Consider the following 17,470-nt stretch of genomic DNA (forward strand, 5'->3'; position numbering starts at 1 on the left):
AAGAAGAAGACATAATCGGGATGGTGATAAAGATGTATGACAAGTTTAGAAATAATGAGCCAATGTGGTCGATAGCAAATCAGTTAGCGTTAGCGAGAATAAGAACAGAATCATTTAAAGATGAGTATCACAGTAAGGGATTAGAAGAGGGAATAGAGATAGGAAAAAGAGATATTTATATAGAAATGATTAAAGGAAGATATCATCAGGAATGCAGTGAATGGATAGAAGGATTAAGTGAAAAACAGTTAAAACTAATAAACAAATATATATTTGAAGAAGATGAATTTAAAGTATTTAAAGAAAGGATAGATAATAGTAATTAGTAAAAAGACAATCGAGATAAGATTGTCTTTTTCAAGATATCTAAGTTAATAAAATAACTATCTATAATCTTATAAATGATTGAGTTATATGATTTATTTATTGGTAAAAATGGCAAAATAGTTTATAAAATCTATCTTATAGCTTTTTTAGATTAACACTTTAGTTTTCTTTTTTCTTTTTTTAGCACAAAGATGTTGACAGTGCTAATAATTGATGTATAATGTATTTAGCACAAAGGAAGAAAGAGTGCTAAGGGTGGTGAAAATGATGCTTACAACTAGGCAATTATTAATCTTCAAATGTATAGTTGATGAGTTTATTGAAACAGCTGAACCAGTTGGTTCTAAAGCTCTGATGACAAATTATCAATTGCCTTATTCTAGTGCAACCATCCGTAATGAGATGAGTTTTCTTGAAGAATATGGTTATTTAGAAAAGACCCATACTTCTTCTGGAAGGATTCCTTCAGTAGAAGGATATCGATTCTATGTTAATAATCTTGCTAAAAGGGATTTAGATGAAAGCTTAAAAAGTCAGGTGGCACAAATTTTTAGTGATCGTCATCGAACACTTGATGAAATAATTCATGAAAGTTGTCAGATGCTCAGTGAGCTAACTCATTTAACATCAGTAGTTTTAGGACCTGATTCTAGTGAAGATACTTTACAACAAATCAATATTGTACCTTTAAGTGACAATCGGGTTACAACAATTATTATTACTAATCAAGGGTATGTTGAAAATAAAGTTTTTGATTTAAATCGTCATCATAATATTGATGATTTGGTGAGTTGTGTTAATGTCATGAATGAATTGTTAGTTGGAACACCAATTGATCGAGTAGCATTTAGATTAGAGCGTGATGTTAAACCAGTTTTATCAGCTAAGATTAAAGAACATGAGGAATTATTTAATGCTTTTCTAGAAGCTTTTGTAAGATTTGCTTCAAGCAACATTTATTTTTCTGGAAAAGAGAATATGTTATATCAACCTGAATATAACGATGTAAATAAATTAAGAAGAATCGTTAGTGCATTTGAAAACTCTCAAGTATGGAATGCCTTACAGCCTTTATCTGATGAAGAAGGGGTAACGGTGAGAATTGGAACTGATTCGCCAATCAATGATATCGATGATGTTTCAGTAATATCTGCTTCGTTTAAAACAGGAGCAACAACCAAAGGATCTATTTCAGTAATAGGGCCAACTAGAATGCCTTATGAAAAAGTAGTTTCGTTAGTAGAGTATATTTCAAAGAATATTGAACAGGCTTTCTTTGATGAATCAGATGATTCAAACGATGAATAGAGGTGAATGTAATGGCTGAGGAAAAAGTAATGGATCAAGATGCAGTAGATGAGGCTGTTGATCAAGAAAATGAAAAAAAAGAGACTGAAGAAGTTACTGTTGAAGAGCAGCTGAAGGCTCTGGAAGAAGAGGTAAATACTTGGAAAACTGATTATTATAAAGTATTTGCTGACATGGAGAATCTTAAACGAAGATTACAAAATGAACATGCTAATACAATGAAATTTATGATGCAGTCTTTTATTGAACAATTACTACCAGTAGTTGATAACTTTGAAAGATCGTTAACAGTTGAAAATCCTAGTGAAGAAATAAAAAATTTCTTAAAAGGATATGAAATGATTTATAATCAGTTAATGCAGGTTTTACAGTCACAGGGGGTTGAAGTGATAAAAACCGAAGGTGAAGAGTTTGATCCAAACTTCCATCAAGCAGTAATGACTGTAAAAGATGATAACTTTAAATCAAATATGATTGTTGAAGAGTTACAAAGAGGATATAAATTAAAAGATCGCGTAATTCGTGCATCTTTAGTAAAAGTAAGTGAATAAATAGGAGGATTTAATTATGAGCAAAATTATTGGTATTGACTTGGGTACTACAAATTCATGTGTTAGTGTTATGGAAAACGGTGAATCTAAAGTCATCGCTAATCCTGAAGGAAATAGAACAACACCTTCAGTAGTATCATTTAAAAATGGAGAAATTATTGTTGGTGAAGCAGCAAAACGTCAAGCTGTTACTAATCCAGAAACAGTAATGTCAGTAAAACGTCATATGGGTACAAGCCATAAGGAACATGTTAATGGAAAAGATTATACACCACAAGAAATTTCAGCAATGATCTTACAAAATTTAAAAGCTACTGCAGAAGCATATTTAGGTGAAACAGTTTCAAAAGCAGTTATCACAGTTCCTGCATATTTCAATGACGCACAACGTCAAGCAACTAAAGATGCTGGTAAAATTGCTGGATTAGAAGTTGAACGTATTATTAATGAACCAACTGCAGCAGCATTAGCATTTGGTCTTGATAAATTAGATCAAGAACAAAAAGTATTAGTATATGACTTAGGTGGAGGAACTTTCGATGTATCTATCTTAGATTTAGCAGATGGAACTTTTGAAGTTTTAGCTACTGCTGGTGATAATAAACTTGGTGGAGACGACTTTGATGAAAAAATTATGAATTGGGTTGTTGATGAATTTAAAAAGGAACAAGGTATTGATTTATCTAATGATAAAATGGCAATGCAACGTATTAAAGAAGCTGCAGAAAAAGCTAAAAAAGATTTATCTGGAACTATGCAAACACAAATCTCTTTACCATTTATCTCAGCTGGTGCAGCTGGACCATTACACTTAGAGTTATCATTGACTAGAGCTAAATTTGATGAATTAACTCGTGATTTAGTTTTAAGAACTGAAACTCCAGTCCGTCAAGCGTTAAAAGATGCTGGTATGGATCCAACTGAAATTCATCAAGTATTATTAGTAGGTGGTTCAACTCGTATTCCTGCAGTTCAGGAATCAGTTAAGAAATTATTAGGAAAAGAACCAAATAAATCTGTAAATCCTGATGAAGTTGTATCTATGGGAGCTGCTATTCAAGGTGGAGTTATTGTAGGTGATGTTAAAGATGTATTATTGTTAGATGTTACACCTTTATCATTAGGAATTGAAACAATGGGTGGAGTAATGACTGTATTGATCGAAAGAAATACTACTATTCCAACAACTAAGTCTCAAGTATTCTCAACTGCTGCTGATAATCAGCCAGCTGTAGATATCAACGTATTACAAGGTGAAAGATCAATGGCTAAAGATAATAAACAATTAGGTTTATTTAAATTAGATGGTATTGAACCAGCTCCTCGTGGAGTGCCACAAATCGAAGTAACTTTCAGTATTGATGTTAATGGTATCGTAAATGTTAAAGCTAAAGATTTAAAATCACAAAAAGAACAATCTATCGTTATTCAAAACTCTACTGGTTTAAGTGATGATGAAATTGATAGAATGGTTAAAGAAGCAGAAGCTAATAAAGCTGAAGATGAAAAGAAACGTAAAGAAATTGAAACTAGAAATAAAGCAGAACAAATGATTAATGAAATTGATAAAGCTTTAGCAGAACAAGGTGACAAGATCGATGCTACTCAAAAAGAATCTGCTCAAAAGCTAAAAGATGAGTTAAAAACAGCTTTAGATAACAATGATATGGCAACATTAGAAGCTAAAATGTCTGAATTAGAACAAATGGCACAACAAATGGCTTCATATGCTTATCAACAACAAGGTGGAGCAGGTGCTGGTGATACTGGTGCAACAAATGCTCAAGATGACAATGTTGTTGATGCTGATTTTGAAGAAAAGAACTAATTTATTAAAGCCAAGGCTTTGCCTTGGTTTTAAATAATGTAAAGAGGGTGGAAAGATGGCTGATAAAAGAGATTATTATGAAGTCTTAGGGGTATCAAAACAGGCTTCAGCTGATGAGATTAAAAGAGCTTATCGAAAAAAAGCAAAGCAATATCATCCTGATATAAATAAAGATCCTGATGCAGAAGAGAAATTTAAAGAAGTACAGGAAGCTTATGAAGTTTTATCTGATGCAAATAAAAAAGCCACATACGATCGTTTTGGTCATGCTGCTTTTGAACAAGGAGCTGGTAATGGTGGTGCTGGTGGATTTGGTGGATTTGGTTTTGAAGATGTTGATTTGGGTGATATTTTTGGTTCTTTCTTTGGAGGGGGAAGAAGTCGCCAAAGAAATACTGGTCCAAGACGTGGTGAAGATCGCTTAATGCGTTTGAATATTGATTTTATGGAAGCTGTAAATGGTGTAAAAAAAGATGTTAAAGTTACCTATGATGCACCATGTAGTCATTGTAATGGTACAGGTGCTAAGAATCCTAATGATGTTCATACATGTTCACGTTGTGGTGGACGTGGAACTGTACAGCAGCAGCAAAGTTCCCCATTTGGTACATTTGTAACTGAAACAACATGTCCTGAATGTGGGGGAACAGGTAAAGTTGTTCGTGATAAATGTACACATTGTCATGGTAAAGGCTATGAAACAAAAACAGTGACTGTTGAATTAGATATACCAGCTGGAATTAATTCTAACCAGCAGCTTCGTGTGGCTGGTAAAGGTGGTCGTGGCAGCAATGGTGGACCAAATGGTGACTTGTTTGTAGAAATACAAATTAGAGCACATGAACATTTCAAGAGAGAGGGTCGTAATATTCACATTACAATTCCAGTATCGAATGTTGATGCAACTTTAGGTTGTGAGGTTGATGTTCCAACAGTACAAGGCGATGTTACAGTTAAAATTCCTGCTGGTACTCAATCAGGAACAGTTTTACGTTTAAAGGGTAAAGGTGTTAAAGATTTAAGAGGTTCAACTTATGGTGATGAGATGGTTAAGATAGAAGTTAAGATACCAACTAAATTATCATTTGAGGAACGTGAATTATATAATAAGCTTTCTAAATTATCTAAGAAGAAAGAATCGATCTTTGATGCATTTAAACGACAATTTAAAAGATAAAAAATAGACTGAAATTTTCATTTAGAAAGTTTCAGTTTTTTTATCTTTTAATTATAAAATAATGTATAATTATAAATGATGGAAAGGATGTGGAATAATGAAAAAAGTAATATGTTTGGTATCGATGTTTTTGATTTTGACAGGTTGTAATCATAATTCTAAAATAACAACAGAAAAATCACTTTATTTTGTTTATGCAACACCCTTAAAAGAACATGAAATATGGCTTAAAGCAAAGATTGGTTTTGATGAAGCTTGTAAAGAAAAAAATATTAATGGTGATTGGTTAGGTCCTACAGCAATTGATACAAATAAAATGGAGGAAGTAATTGAAACAGCTATTGCTCAAAAAGCGGATGCAATTATAACTCAAGGAGTTATTGATTCATCAATAATAAATAAAGCTAAACAAAAAGGTATTCCAATTTTATTAGTAGATTCAGATATTAAAGATAGTGAACGGTTTGCTTATTTGGGAAAAGATTTTAATGAGCAGGCAGAACTTTTTTTGATAGATATTGAAAAGAATTTAGGGAAAGATACTTTTTTAGAAATCGGCATTCAAGTAGCTGAAAAAGGTTTTGATATTGCAAGTCAACAGGTTGATGAAATAAAAAATGTCTTTAATAAACATCCTGGGGGTTATGAGATTAAAATAGTTAGTGAATCAAAATCTGATTCAGTTAGAGCTAAAAAAGAGTGGTTAAATATTTTGTCAACAACTAGTATTAATGTAGCAATAAATTTTGCTGGGGAGTCCGCAGTTTTTTGTAATGAAGCAGCAAAGGAATTAAAAGTTCGTGATAAAATGCTCGTATATGGTGTTGATGATATGCCAGATACTATTAAATTAATAAAAGATAAGCAGATTGATGGTAGTGTTGTAACTTCATTTTATAACTATGGATACGATGCCACAAACTGGTTATATGATTATCTTATTAATGATAAACAATTATCTGAAAAAATCAATAGTGTTAAACTAGTGCTGGTTACTGATGAAAATGTGTCTAATTACCAAGAGGAATTAAAATGAAGAGATCTAAGATAAGTTTTAAGAACAGTATTTTAAAATTGAATTTGAGTTTGATTTGTGTAATGTCTTTGTTTATGGTAATGTATTATGTTTTAAGCCATAGTACAACTAATAAATATAATGATGCAATTCAGTTATATGATGATATAAATGGGTTCTACGATTATGTTTCTCAAGCAAATTTTAGTTTTAAAAGTTATTTATATACAGAAAATCTAGAAGATATTGATACATATAATCGGTGTATTGGAATTGCTTTGGATAAACTAAGAAATATTGATAATAACATAGATGAAACATATCGTTGGCGTATCAAATTGCTTAATAATATGTTAGATAGTTATCAAAGCGCCGCTGCTGATGCTAAAGATTTTAAAGGGAGTGGGTATCAGGAAAAATATAATGAATTATTGACCCAATATGCTTTAATTGAAAAAACGAGTACTACATATTATGAATATTTAACCGAAGATATTAAAGCTCAAAGAAAAGAAATTCATAATTATGAAAATTTACTTTTCATTGTTTTAGCAATCATAATGATAGCAGGAATTATTTGGCTGGTTTTATTTTCCGTTATTACAATTAGATCATTTACGCAGCCTTTATATCAGATACTAAATAATATAAAATTAATTAAACGTGGAGAATATGATCTTTCAAGTATTTCTGGTACATCAACTGAAATGGAAAGCTTATGTTTAGCTTTAGAAGATATGGCTCAGCATGTACAAAGAAATATTTTAAATGAACAAGAAAAAGCTAAATTAAAACATCAATTATTAGAGAAAGAAAATGAGAATTTGCGTAAAGATGAATTATTAGCTTTAAGTGAGTTAAAATTATTACAGAATCAAATTAATCCACATTTTCTATTTAATACTTTAAATATGATCTATAAAACTGCGTATCGAGAAAATGCTATGGATACAAGTGCAATGGTTAATCGGACATCAATGTTACTTCGATATGCTTTGGATAAAGCTAATAAAACTAGTGATTTGTATAGTGAAATAGAATCAATTGAAAATTATATATATATCCAAGAAAAAAGATTTCATCAAAGAATAAAATTTATTTTGACAGTTGAAGAAGAATTGCCAAATATTCAGGTACCTGGTTTATTGATCCAGCCACTAGTTGAAAATGCAGTTAAACATGGATTGAAAGACGTTATTGAAGATGGTGAGGTAATTATAAATGTTCATCATCTTGATGATCATATTATTATTAGTGTAAGTGATAATGGAATTGGTGTAGAGACAGAGATATTAGAAAAAGGAATTATTAATGATTTTCAAATTGATAATGATAAGAAGAATTTAGGGTTATATAACGTAATTCAAAGAATTAGAATGTTTTATGGAAATACTGCTCAAATATCTTTTAATAGTTATCCTGGTTGTGGTTTTGAAGTGATCATTAAAATTAAGATGGAGGAAACTTATGTATAAAATATTAGTTGTTGAGGATGAGGAAATAGAGCGTAAGGCACTTGTATCTTTGTTGAAAGAACACTTTGCAGAATCATTAGTTGTTTATAATGCATCTAATGGTATGGAAGCATTGGAAATATTAAAAGATGAAGATGTTCAAATTATAGTGAGTGATATTAATCTACCTGGTATTAATGGTTTGGAAACAATTGAGTTTGCAAAAAAGATGAATAAAGATATCATAAGTTTAGTTTTGACTTCATACAGCTATTTTGAATATGCTAAAGAAGCAATAAAATTAGGGGTTGAAGATTTTATTTTAAAACCTGTTTCGATTGAAAAAATGTGCAATACAATTTATCAGATAATTAATAAAATTGATAGTAGAAATAGTGAGAAGAATCAGGCAACTCAACTGGTTTTAAAAATGGAGGAAATTAAACCAATTGTAGAAAGTGATTGTATTCATAGCATTGTTCAAAACTCTCGGTATGAGGAAATAAGAAAATATTTTTCACTGTTAAATATCGCTCCTAAATCAGGATTTTGCATAGTATTTCAAGAAGATAGTTTTCAAAAACATCGAGTTCATTTATTTATAACTGAGATGGGGGATCTTGGTTGTCGTTGTATGATTGATAGTTATTTTGAAGTTCATGTTTTGTTTGTATTTAGTTTTGTTAGATTATCTAAACAGGATATAGCTATTTTTGAAGCAATGATAAAGAAATATTTTGATGGACTAGATCAAATAGGCGTTGGTACTATATGCATGAATTACAAGAGTTTTTATGATTCTTATGTTAATGCGATAAGAAATGTTGGGCATCCCATTAAATTAAAGGAAAATAGTAATCTGGATAATCAATTGAATGACTATTTACATGATATGAAAAAATTATGTCAGAATTTAATTAAAGATTTTTTGAAATTTGATACTTTAAATATGCAGCGTCGAATTAATTTGTTTTATTTGGAAATACTATATTTAGATAGGGAAACATTATTAAAAATAATTTATGATTTTAATCAAACATTAATAATATTGTTTAATCAGGAATTTAATTCCAGTATAGATTTACAAGATAAAGAATATCTAATAGAGTTAAATAGTGATAATCCTTATCGTGATTTGTTGGATAAGATTAATGATTTTGTAAATAGTTTAGTCAGATTTATTGAAAATGCAAATATTAAGTCATCAAATGTTTTAGTAAAAAAGGCATTAGCATATATATCATTAAATTATAAAAGCCCTATAACATTAAATAGTGTAGCATCATATTTAGGTGTTACTCCATTTTATATAAGTAATCTTTTAAGTACTCATACATCTAAAAATTTTACCGATTTAGTAACGGAATATCGAGTTGAAAAAGCAAAAGAGATGCTAAAAGAGAATTATCAAATTAAAGAAATTGCATCTAAATTAGGTTTTGGCAGTCATAATTATTTTTCTAAGGTTTTTAAAAAGGTTACTGGATTAACACCAAAAGAATATAAATCAAAGTTTGATTAATTATATATTAGTAAAAATAGTCTAGGATTTGTAAATAATTAAAATAATCAAAGGGGAGTATTTATAGTATTCCTCTTTGATTATTTTAAATAAAAGTTATAGAGTAATAATAGTTGGATAAAATAAAAATAGTACCTTAAGTACTATTTATATTATTAAGCTGATTTTCTCAAAGTTCTTAATTCTCTAGCAGAAATTCTTACAGTTGTAGGTTTACCATCTACTAAAATAGTAGCTTTTTGTAAATTAACATTCCATTTTCTTCTACTTGAGTTTAATGCATGAGAACGTGTGTTTCCAGACATAGGTCCTTTACCACTGATTTGACATTTTCTTGACATTGGTTCTCCTCCTCTTATTAGTAGTGTTTTTACGTACTCGCATATATTATCATTATTTGGCATGAAAATCAATTGTTTTTTTTAAAAAAATAAAATTTTTTTCTTGAAATAAAAAGGAGTTCTGTTAAAATAAAATCTAGTGTAAGAATTGTCAAGAACTGTTTTTTAAGATATAATTAGTTAAAGATGAATATAATTGAATTATATACAAGGAGGTATATAGATGATTGAAAAAAATAATAATATGGGTACTGTCAATATATCATTAGATGTTGTTGCTACGATTGCTGGAGGGGCAGCAATTGAATGTTATGGTGTAGTTGGCATGGCTAGTAGAAAAAGATTGAAAGATGGTTATTATGATCTTTTGCGTAAAGAAAATTATTCAAAAGGGATAGTTGCTCGTGATGGTGAAACAGGTCTTATTTTGGATCTTTATGTATTGTTAGGATATGGGATTAAAATGACAGAAGTTTTACATGAGGTGCAAAAGAAAGTTAAATATGTAGTTGAATCTACTTTAGATGTCAATGTTGAAGCTGTGAATGTATATGTTCAAGGTGTACGTGGAATAGAGTAGAGGAGATAGAAGATGAAAGTATTAACTGGTAAATTGTTTAAAGAGATGGTATTGTGTGGGGCTAATACTTTACACAATAATCATACTGAAATTGATGCATTAAATGTATTTCCTGTGCCTGATGGTGATACAGGAACTAATATGTCTTTAACTTTTTTAGCAGGTGCTAAGGAAATTGAAAATTTAGAATCTAACAATATTGGAGAAATTTCTAAAAAGTTGTCTAAAGGGCTGTTAATGGGTGCTCGTGGTAATTCAGGGGTTATCTTATCACAGATTTTTAGAGGTGTTGCAATGGCTTTACAGGATCATGAAGATGCTGATGCTATACTTTGGGCTCAGGCTTTAGAGAGTGGGGCAAAGGTGGCATATAAAGCAGTAATGCGACCAGTAGAAGGAACGATTTTAACAGTAATTCGTGAAGCAAGTGAAGCAGTTGTTAAATATGCAAAAGAAGGAATGGATATTGAAGATGTTTTTTCTTATTTTGTAAAGGAAGCAGAAGATTCACTTGAAAGAACACCAGAATTATTACCAGTATTGAAAGAAGTTGGTGTAGTAGATAGTGGTGGAGCAGGTCTGCTATTAGTATTTACTGGATTTATGGCAGCTTTAGCTGGTGAGCGAATAGATTATGTAGAAATTAAAACTTCAACTTCTTCAATGGATGCTGTAGCAGAGGTAGAAGCTGGAGAAGAAGGGTATGGATATTGTACTGAATTTATTCTACGTTTAGAACCTTCTTTAATTGATAAATTTAAGGAAGATCAATTAAAAAAAGAGTTAGCAAGAATTCCTGGAGAGAGTATTGTAGTGGTACAAGATGAAGAAATTGTTAAAGTGCATGTTCATACTTTAAAACCTGGGAATGCTTTAAATATTGCTCAAAGATTTGGAGAATTTGTTAAATTAAAGATTGAAAATATGCAGGAACAGGCCGATACAATTCAAAATAACGCAGGTACGATCGTTGGGGTGGATGATAAAGCTAAAACACAACTGGAGCCAAAAGAAACTGCGGTTATTTCGGTGTGTGCTGGTGATGGATTAAAAGATTCTTTTTTAGAATTGCATTGTGATTATGTTGTAAGTGGAGGGCAAACAATGAATCCTTCTGCAGAGGATATGGTACAAGCTATAAGAGATGTTAATGCTAAAAATGTAATAATCTTACCAAATAATTCCAATATTGTAATGACAGCACAGCAAACAGCAACAATATTAGAAGATGAGGTAAATGTAGTTGTTATTCCTACAAAGACAATTCCACAAGGGCTATCTGCTTGTATTATGTTTAATCCTGATGCTTCTTTAGATGATAATATTAATGAAATGAATGAAGCTATAGGAAATGTAAAAACTGGTCAAGTTACTTTTGCGATTAAAGATACTGTAATTGACGGTGTTGAAATTAAAGCTAATGATTATATGGCATTAGTTGAAAAGAATATCGTAGCTTGTAAAGATAATAAATTAAAAGCTTTAAAAGTTGTATTAGAAAGCCTAGTTGATGAAGATGCAGAATTGATTACATTGATTTATGGTGAAGATGTTAATGATGAAGATATTGAAGAAATAGAAAGTTTTGTAGAAGATAATTTTGATGCTGAATTAGAAGTTATTAATGGCAAACAACCTGTATATTCATTTATTGTAGGTGTAGAGTAAAATACTTAACAATACTAAAAAATACAATAAGATACGAAAAGCTCGATAAATTCGAGTTTTTTTGTGTCTTGTAGTATGATAAAGTATCATTGATTTCTTTTTCTAGGAAAATCCAGGTGTTTATTTTGGGGATTACTTTTTAAGTTTAGAGAATATATTTTCAATACTCAAAGATAGTTGTTTACTTATTTCATATGTTATATGTAAATAGATATCATTCTAATGTTACTATGTTCAAAATATGATGAGATACTTTTTAAATCAATTTCATTGTAAAGAAGTAGGGATGAATTAATATGCCTTAAATCATGTGTTGTTAGATCATGATAAAGGGGGTTCTTAAGAATAATTTTGAGTCTTGAGCGAATGTTTGCATGATAAACATAACTATCATTAATTGAAAATAAAAGGTTAGATTTCAAGTTACGATGAATGATTTCTTCTAAAAGCTTATTAATATAGATTCTTCGATAAGAACTTTTACTTTTAGGAGTACCAACAATAAATTGTTTATTTACCCTTGAAATATATTTGTTAATATCATTCATTGTGATAGCTAATATTTCACCAATGCGTAATCTTGTAAGAAGTTGAAATTTAATGATATCATCATAAATATTTTCATTTTTTAAATAAGAATAAATTTTTTTGATGTTTTGAATAGAGAAAATGTATTTATCTTTTGGGGACTTCTTAGATTTTATTTTATATTTACTACAAAGATTTTTATTAATTCATTCTAATTCAACAGCATATTGTAGGATTGAATGGAGTTTAGTCTTAATCGTTTTTCAATGAGAAGGTGTCAATGTACGATTTTTATTTTTACTGCAATGAATTAAAAATTATTGAACGATTAAAGGATTGATTTGAGAAATCTTCATATCTTTAAAATAGGGAAGTATATGCATTTTTACAATATTGATTGTTGATGTGAGCATGGCAGAAGTGAGATACTAGCTAAATAAAAGTATGATGTAGTTTGATGTAACTAAACTTGGTGAAGAATATAGCTTTTTAGAAAAAATAGAAAATGAAACTAGATCAAGCAAAAATGAGTTTTAATGACTCATTTTTTATTATAATAGATGTAATTATATTATTTAATATCTTATGTAAATTTATGGCTTATGATTATTATAGGTAGGTAAATATTTTATTTTTGGTTATTAAGGGGTATTTTATTATTCAATTGTTTCAAAAAATTACTCATTTTTTTATATCGTTTGTTTTAGAAAAAAATATATGTTTAAATGTTAATAGGTATGTAAACGCTATCTTTTTAGCGTGGGAAGATGGATTTATATATTTAAGGAAAGGGGAAGAAGAAAATGAAAAACAAAAAGAAGTTTGCTAGATTATCAAAAATACTTTTGACTAGTGCTTTAACCTTAGTTTGTTTACCAATGGCAAATTTACAAGCTGAAGCTGGTTCTATGGAATTATCTAGTTCAAAAACAGTAAAAGATGCACTAAAGATTTATTTTGATGAGCCTGTTAGTCAAGGAACATTAATTCCTGGACGTGAAGGTGCCTTTGGAACGACTGAAGAAGATAATCGTTGGCAACAACTTAGCCTTCCAATAGGGAATTCTTATATGGGGGCAAATGTTTATGGTGAAGTTAGTAAAGAACATTTAACTTTTAATCATAAAACATTATGGAATGGTGGTCCAAGTGATTCACGTCCAAATTATAATGGTGGTAACATTGATACTGTTGGAAATCAATCAATGGCTGATTATGTAAAAAGTGTTCAAGAAGCTTTTTTAAGTGGTCAAGATGCTAAAGCTATGTGTGGAAAGATTATTGGTGCAAAAGATGGTTATGGTTCATATCAGTCTTTTGGAGATATTTATTTAGATTTTAAATTGAGTGGTAATGTAGAAAATTATCGTCGAGAATTAGATTTAAATACTTCTTTAGCTAATGTAGATTTTTCATTAAATGGTACAGATTATCATCGTGAATATTTAGCTAGTTATCCAGATGATGTTATTGCTATGAAAGTTAGTGCCAAGGGTAATGATAAGATGAATTTTGATGTATCATTTCCAATTGATAATGCAACTTCATCATCACTACAAAAGACAGTTACTACAACAGCTAGTGATGATAAAATAACAGTAGCAGGGAAAATGAATGATAATCAGTTAAAATTAAATGGGCAGTTAAGAGTTTATCCAGTGGATGGAAGTGTTGAACCTAAAGGAAGCTCACTAACAGTTAAAGATGCTAGTGAAGTACACATTTTTGTTAGCGCTTCTACAGATTATAAAAATGAATATCCAAATTATCGTACAAATGAAACTGATGAGCAATTAAACACTAGAGTTGCAAAAAGTATAGATGATGCTTATAGTGCTGGTTATGAAAGTGTAAAAGAAAATGCATTAAATGATTATCAAGAAATTTTTGATCGTGTAGAATTGAATTTAGGACAGGATGTACCTGATATGCCTACTGATACATTATTAGAAGCATATAAAAATGGTAGTAGTTCTGAAACTGACCGTCGTGCTTTAGAAACAGTTTTGTTCCAATATGGTCGTTATTTACAAATTGCTTCATCGAGAGATGGTGATTTACCTGCAAATTTACAAGGGGTATGGAATAATCGTGTTGGTGATGAAAATCGTGTTCCTTGGGGTAGTGATTATCATATGAATGTAAATTTACAGATGAATTATTGGCCAACTTATGTTACAAATATGCAGGAATGTGCTACACCATTAATTGATTATGTCGATTCACTTCGAGAACCAGGACGTGTAACAGCTAAGACATATTTTGGAGTAGTTAGTGATGAAAATAATCCTGAAAATGGATTTACTGCACATACACAAAATACACCTTTTGGATGGACTTGCCCAGGTTGGGCATTTAGCTGGGGCTGGTCACCAGCAGCAGTACCATGGATTTTACAAAATTGTTATGAATATTATGAATATACAGGAGATACAACTTATTTAAAAGAAAAAATTTATCCAATGCTTAAAGAAGAAGCAAAATTGTATCAACAGATTTTAAAAGAAGATCCTGAAACTGGTAGAATGGTTACAGTACCAGCATATTCACCAGAGCATGGTCCATATACAGCTGGTAATACTTATGAACAATCATTAGTATGGCAGTTATTTAAAGATGCTTGCGAAGCAGCAGAGGCTTTAGGGGTAGATGCTGATTTATCAGCTCAATGGAAAGAACTTCAAAATAAATTGGATCCAATTGAAATAGGTGATGATGGTCAAATTAAAGAATGGTATTCTGAAACAACGCTAGGAAGTGTATCAGGAAGTGAACGTAAACATCGTCATATGTCACATTTGTTAGGATTATTCCCAGGAGATTTGATTAGTTTTGATAATGAAGAATATTTGAATGCAGCTATTGTATCATTAACAGATCGTGGAGATGATGCAACTGGCTGGGGTATGGGTCAAAGATTAAATTCCTGGGCTCGTGTTGGCGATGGTAACCATGCCTATGATATTATCAAGGCATTCTTTAATAGAGGTGCTTATCCAAATCTTTGGGATGCTCATGCGCCATTTCAAATTGATGGTAACTTTGGCTATACAGCTGGGGTTGCTGAAATGCTGATGCAAAGTAATATGGGCTATATCAATATGTTACCTGCTTTACCAGATGTTTGGGCAACTGGACATGTTAGTGGTTTATTAGCTCGTGGTAACTTTGAAATTACAATGGATTGGCAAAATAGTAATTTAACTAATGCAGTTATTTTATCTAAAGGTGGACAGGATTGTACAATTCAGTATCCAAATATTTCTAAAGCAAGTGTATTAGATGAAAATGGAGATGAAGTACTTTTTACAAAAGATGCAAATAATAAGATTACTTTTGCAACTGAAAAGAATAAGACATATACAATTGAAGATATTCCAGAAAAACCAATTAAAGCACCAGAAAATGCTGAAGTATATAGTAATGGAAAATCAACATTTGTTGTATTTGATACAATAGCTGGAATCAGTTCTTATAATGTATATCGTAGTGATGGAGATGGTACATATAAAAAGGTTGCTACTATTGATACAAATTCATATACTGATATATATATAGCTGGTGCTAAATATAAGGTGGCTGCAGTTACTAAAAATGGTGAAGGGGAAATGACAGCAGCTTTAACCCCTCTTGATATTGGTAATATTGAAAAAATGGATGATCGTAATTCTTTGATTACTTATACAGGTAGTTGGGGTGATTGGTCTGATGGAGGACAATATTTAGGAACAGAAAAATATACATATACTAATGGCGATACAATGAAATTCTATTTTTCAGGTACTGGTCTAAAAATAATTGGTATGAAGGCTAATGATACACATACTTATGATTTATATATAGATGACCAAATAGTGGCAAGTAATGTTGATACTAATAGTTCATCAACAAAACGGCAACAGGTGTTATCGGAGATAACAGGATTAAAAGATGGAATTCATAAAGTAGAACTAGTAGTCAAACAAGCCAAAATATCGCTAGATGCTTTTGAAATTATTAGAGATGTTAAGGTTACTGGTCTTGATATAACATCTGTTAGTGATACTATTAATTTAAATGAAACTAATACTATGCAAATGCAGGCTAAATATTTACCAGCTGGAGCAAGTGGTGAAGGTGTTACATGGAGTGTAAAAAACAACTTAGGTTTACCTTCAAATATTGCTAGTATTGATAATGAGGGATTATTGACAGTAAATCATATTGGAAGTGTAGTAGTTTGTGCAACAGATAAAACAGATTCAACATTAACTGCAGAAAAAACAATTAATGTTGTAAAAGATGTTACATCAGTTAAATATGATGATCGTGATAGTTCGATTACTTATGGTAATAATTGGAGTCCTTGGAATGATTCAAAACATGAAAATGGTACTGTGACTGAATCGACAGCAAAAGATGCTAGTTTCACTTTTGAATTTGAAGGTACTGGGTTAGCATTATACTTTATGAAACTTGAAGCATCAGGCAATTATGCTGGAGCAAATATTGAAGTACAAATTGATGGGGTTTCAAAAGGGTTATTTTCTACTTTTACAACTGTTATAGGTAGTGAACCAAAATCTAAAGTTTTTGAAGATTTAAGTTTAGGAAATGGTAAACACTCTGCAAAAGTAATAGTTAAAGATTGTCCAAATGATGCACCATTAGGTTCTAATTCAAAAGTATCTTTTGATTACTATCAAGTAACAAAAGGAAGTAAAGATGATCCATTTGATTATACAGTTTTAGCAGATGAAATGAAAAAATTTACTGATACTGATTTGACCAAATATTTTATTGAAACAGTAAATGCGTACCAAGAAGTATTTGATCAAGCTAAAAATAAATATGAAGTAGCTGATAGTCAAACTGAAATAAATGAGCTTGTTGAATTATTAAAGACTAGATACGAAGCATTAGTTAATAAGGCAGAATATAAAGTACAGTTAAATAATTTAATTTTAGCTTGGGATGGAAAAGATTTAAGTGAATATAAAGAATCTGGAGTTATAAATTTAAATAAAGCTTTAGACTCTGCTAAGATAGTTTATGATAATGATGATGCTTCAAAACAGGAAGTAGATCAAGTAATTGAAGCTCTTAATGATGCAATCAATGCACTTGAAAAAATTGATGTTGAAGATCAGGCTAATAAACTAGCTTTACAAATAGCAGTTGAAGTAGCTGAT

14 protein-coding genes are annotated in these 17,470 nt (G+C 30.4%); 11 read left to right on the forward strand and 3 right to left on the reverse strand.

All coding sequences use genetic code 11. The annotated features are described in order from the left end of the window. The 8 genes from BMW96_RS12735 to BMW96_RS12770 form a co-directional block, all read left to right on the forward strand. A partial coding sequence (locus tag BMW96_RS12735; RefSeq protein ID WP_218139428.1) for a hypothetical protein occupies positions 1 to 326 on the forward strand: 326 nt, incomplete at its 5' end. A 268-nt stretch (positions 327 to 594) separates the two neighbouring features. Then, positions 595 to 1,635: a heat-inducible transcriptional repressor HrcA gene (gene hrcA / locus BMW96_RS12740; RefSeq protein ID WP_092356665.1), complete on the forward strand. Its 1,041-nt coding sequence runs from the start codon at positions 595 to 597 to the stop codon at positions 1,633 to 1,635. A gap of 11 nt (positions 1,636 to 1,646) precedes the next feature. After that, positions 1,647 to 2,186 carry a nucleotide exchange factor GrpE gene (grpE, locus tag BMW96_RS12745; RefSeq protein WP_092356637.1) on the forward strand — a complete coding sequence of 180 codons (540 nt, stop codon included), beginning with the start codon at positions 1,647 to 1,649 and terminating at the stop codon, positions 2,184 to 2,186. 16 nt (positions 2,187 to 2,202) lie between these two features. Then, a complete protein-coding gene (gene dnaK / locus BMW96_RS12750) occupies positions 2,203 to 4,014 on the forward strand; it encodes a molecular chaperone DnaK (protein WP_092356640.1) in 1,812 nt (603 codons plus the stop codon). A gap of 55 nt (positions 4,015 to 4,069) precedes the next feature. Further along, positions 4,070 to 5,191, forward strand: a complete 1,122-nt coding sequence (gene dnaJ, locus BMW96_RS12755) for a molecular chaperone DnaJ (protein WP_092356643.1) — start codon at positions 4,070 to 4,072, stop codon at positions 5,189 to 5,191. Positions 5,192 to 5,288: 97 nt separating this feature from the next. Next, positions 5,289 to 6,227: a substrate-binding domain-containing protein gene (locus BMW96_RS12760; RefSeq protein ID WP_092356646.1), complete on the forward strand. Its 939-nt coding sequence runs from the start codon at positions 5,289 to 5,291 to the stop codon at positions 6,225 to 6,227. After that, positions 6,224 to 7,681: a sensor histidine kinase gene (locus BMW96_RS12765; RefSeq protein ID WP_092356649.1), complete on the forward strand. Its 1,458-nt coding sequence runs from the start codon at positions 6,224 to 6,226 to the stop codon at positions 7,679 to 7,681. Before BMW96_RS12760 ends, BMW96_RS12765 begins: the two co-directional genes overlap by 4 nt. Next, complete coding sequence (locus BMW96_RS12770) at positions 7,674 to 9,182, forward strand: response regulator transcription factor (protein ID WP_092356652.1); 1,509 nt, start codon at positions 7,674 to 7,676, stop codon at positions 9,180 to 9,182. The genes BMW96_RS12765 and BMW96_RS12770 overlap by 8 nt, the downstream gene beginning before the upstream one ends. A 155-nt stretch (positions 9,183 to 9,337) precedes the next feature. On the opposite strand, the gene rpmB is transcribed toward BMW96_RS12770, so the two are convergent. Then, a complete protein-coding gene (gene rpmB, locus BMW96_RS12775; RefSeq protein ID WP_003536741.1) occupies positions 9,338 to 9,523 on the reverse strand; it encodes a 50S ribosomal protein L28 in 186 nt (61 codons plus the stop codon). Between the two features lie 223 nt (positions 9,524 to 9,746). On the opposite strand from rpmB, the gene BMW96_RS12780 reads away from it, so the two are divergent. Then, on the forward strand, positions 9,747 to 10,103 hold the full coding sequence (locus BMW96_RS12780; RefSeq protein WP_092356655.1) for an Asp23/Gls24 family envelope stress response protein: 357 nt from the start codon (positions 9,747 to 9,749) through the stop codon (positions 10,101 to 10,103). A 12-nt stretch (positions 10,104 to 10,115) separates the two neighbouring features. Continuing rightward, complete coding sequence (locus tag BMW96_RS12785) at positions 10,116 to 11,771, forward strand: DAK2 domain-containing protein (RefSeq protein WP_092356657.1); 1,656 nt, start codon at positions 10,116 to 10,118, stop codon at positions 11,769 to 11,771. 197 nt (positions 11,772 to 11,968) lie between these two features. Here BMW96_RS12785 and BMW96_RS14870 read toward each other — a convergent pair whose 3' ends face one another. After that, positions 11,969 to 12,505 (reverse strand): tyrosine-type recombinase/integrase, encoded by a 537-nt coding sequence (locus BMW96_RS14870; RefSeq protein WP_092356659.1) that lies wholly within the window; start codon positions 12,503 to 12,505, stop codon positions 11,969 to 11,971. Positions 12,506 to 12,616: 111 nt separating this feature from the next. Then, positions 12,617 to 12,712, reverse strand: coding sequence for a tyrosine-type recombinase/integrase (locus BMW96_RS14875; RefSeq protein WP_092356661.1), 96 nt, complete (start codon positions 12,710 to 12,712; stop codon positions 12,617 to 12,619). A 390-nt stretch (positions 12,713 to 13,102) separates the two neighbouring features. Between BMW96_RS14875 and BMW96_RS14260 the strand changes: the two genes are divergently transcribed. Then, the coding region (locus BMW96_RS14260) for a glycosyl hydrolase family 95 catalytic domain-containing protein (RefSeq protein ID WP_177165854.1) at positions 13,103 to 17,470 on the forward strand (4,368 nt) is incomplete at its 3' end.

It is taken from the genome of Thomasclavelia cocleata, assembly GCF_900102365.1.
Classification (GTDB): Bacteria; Bacillota_I; Bacilli_A; order Erysipelotrichales; family Coprobacillaceae; genus Thomasclavelia; species Thomasclavelia cocleata.

Excerpts from the sequence above, each read along its gene's own strand:
- hrcA (WP_092356665.1), top strand. The coding sequence starts at position 595 with ATGCTTACAACTAGGCAATTATTAATCTTCAAATGTATAGTTGATGAG.
- grpE (WP_092356637.1), top strand. The coding sequence starts at position 1,647 with ATGGCTGAGGAAAAAGTAATGGATCAAGATGCAGTAGATGAGGCTGTT.
- dnaK (WP_092356640.1), top strand. The coding sequence starts at position 2,203 with ATGAGCAAAATTATTGGTATTGACTTGGGTACTACAAATTCATGTGTT.
- dnaJ (WP_092356643.1), top strand. The coding sequence starts at position 4,070 with ATGGCTGATAAAAGAGATTATTATGAAGTCTTAGGGGTATCAAAACAG.
- BMW96_RS12760 (WP_092356646.1), top strand. The coding sequence starts at position 5,289 with ATGAAAAAAGTAATATGTTTGGTATCGATGTTTTTGATTTTGACAGGT.
- BMW96_RS12765 (WP_092356649.1), top strand. The coding sequence starts at position 6,224 with ATGAAGAGATCTAAGATAAGTTTTAAGAACAGTATTTTAAAATTGAAT.
- BMW96_RS12770 (WP_092356652.1), top strand. The coding sequence starts at position 7,674 with ATGTATAAAATATTAGTTGTTGAGGATGAGGAAATAGAGCGTAAGGCA.
- rpmB (WP_003536741.1), bottom strand. The coding sequence starts at position 9,523 with ATGTCAAGAAAATGTCAAATCAGTGGTAAAGGACCTATGTCTGGAAAC.
- BMW96_RS12780 (WP_092356655.1), top strand. The coding sequence starts at position 9,747 with ATGATTGAAAAAAATAATAATATGGGTACTGTCAATATATCATTAGAT.
- BMW96_RS12785 (WP_092356657.1), top strand. The coding sequence starts at position 10,116 with ATGAAAGTATTAACTGGTAAATTGTTTAAAGAGATGGTATTGTGTGGG.
- BMW96_RS14875 (WP_092356661.1), bottom strand. The coding sequence starts at position 12,712 with ATGCTCACATCAACAATCAATATTGTAAAAATGCATATACTTCCCTAT.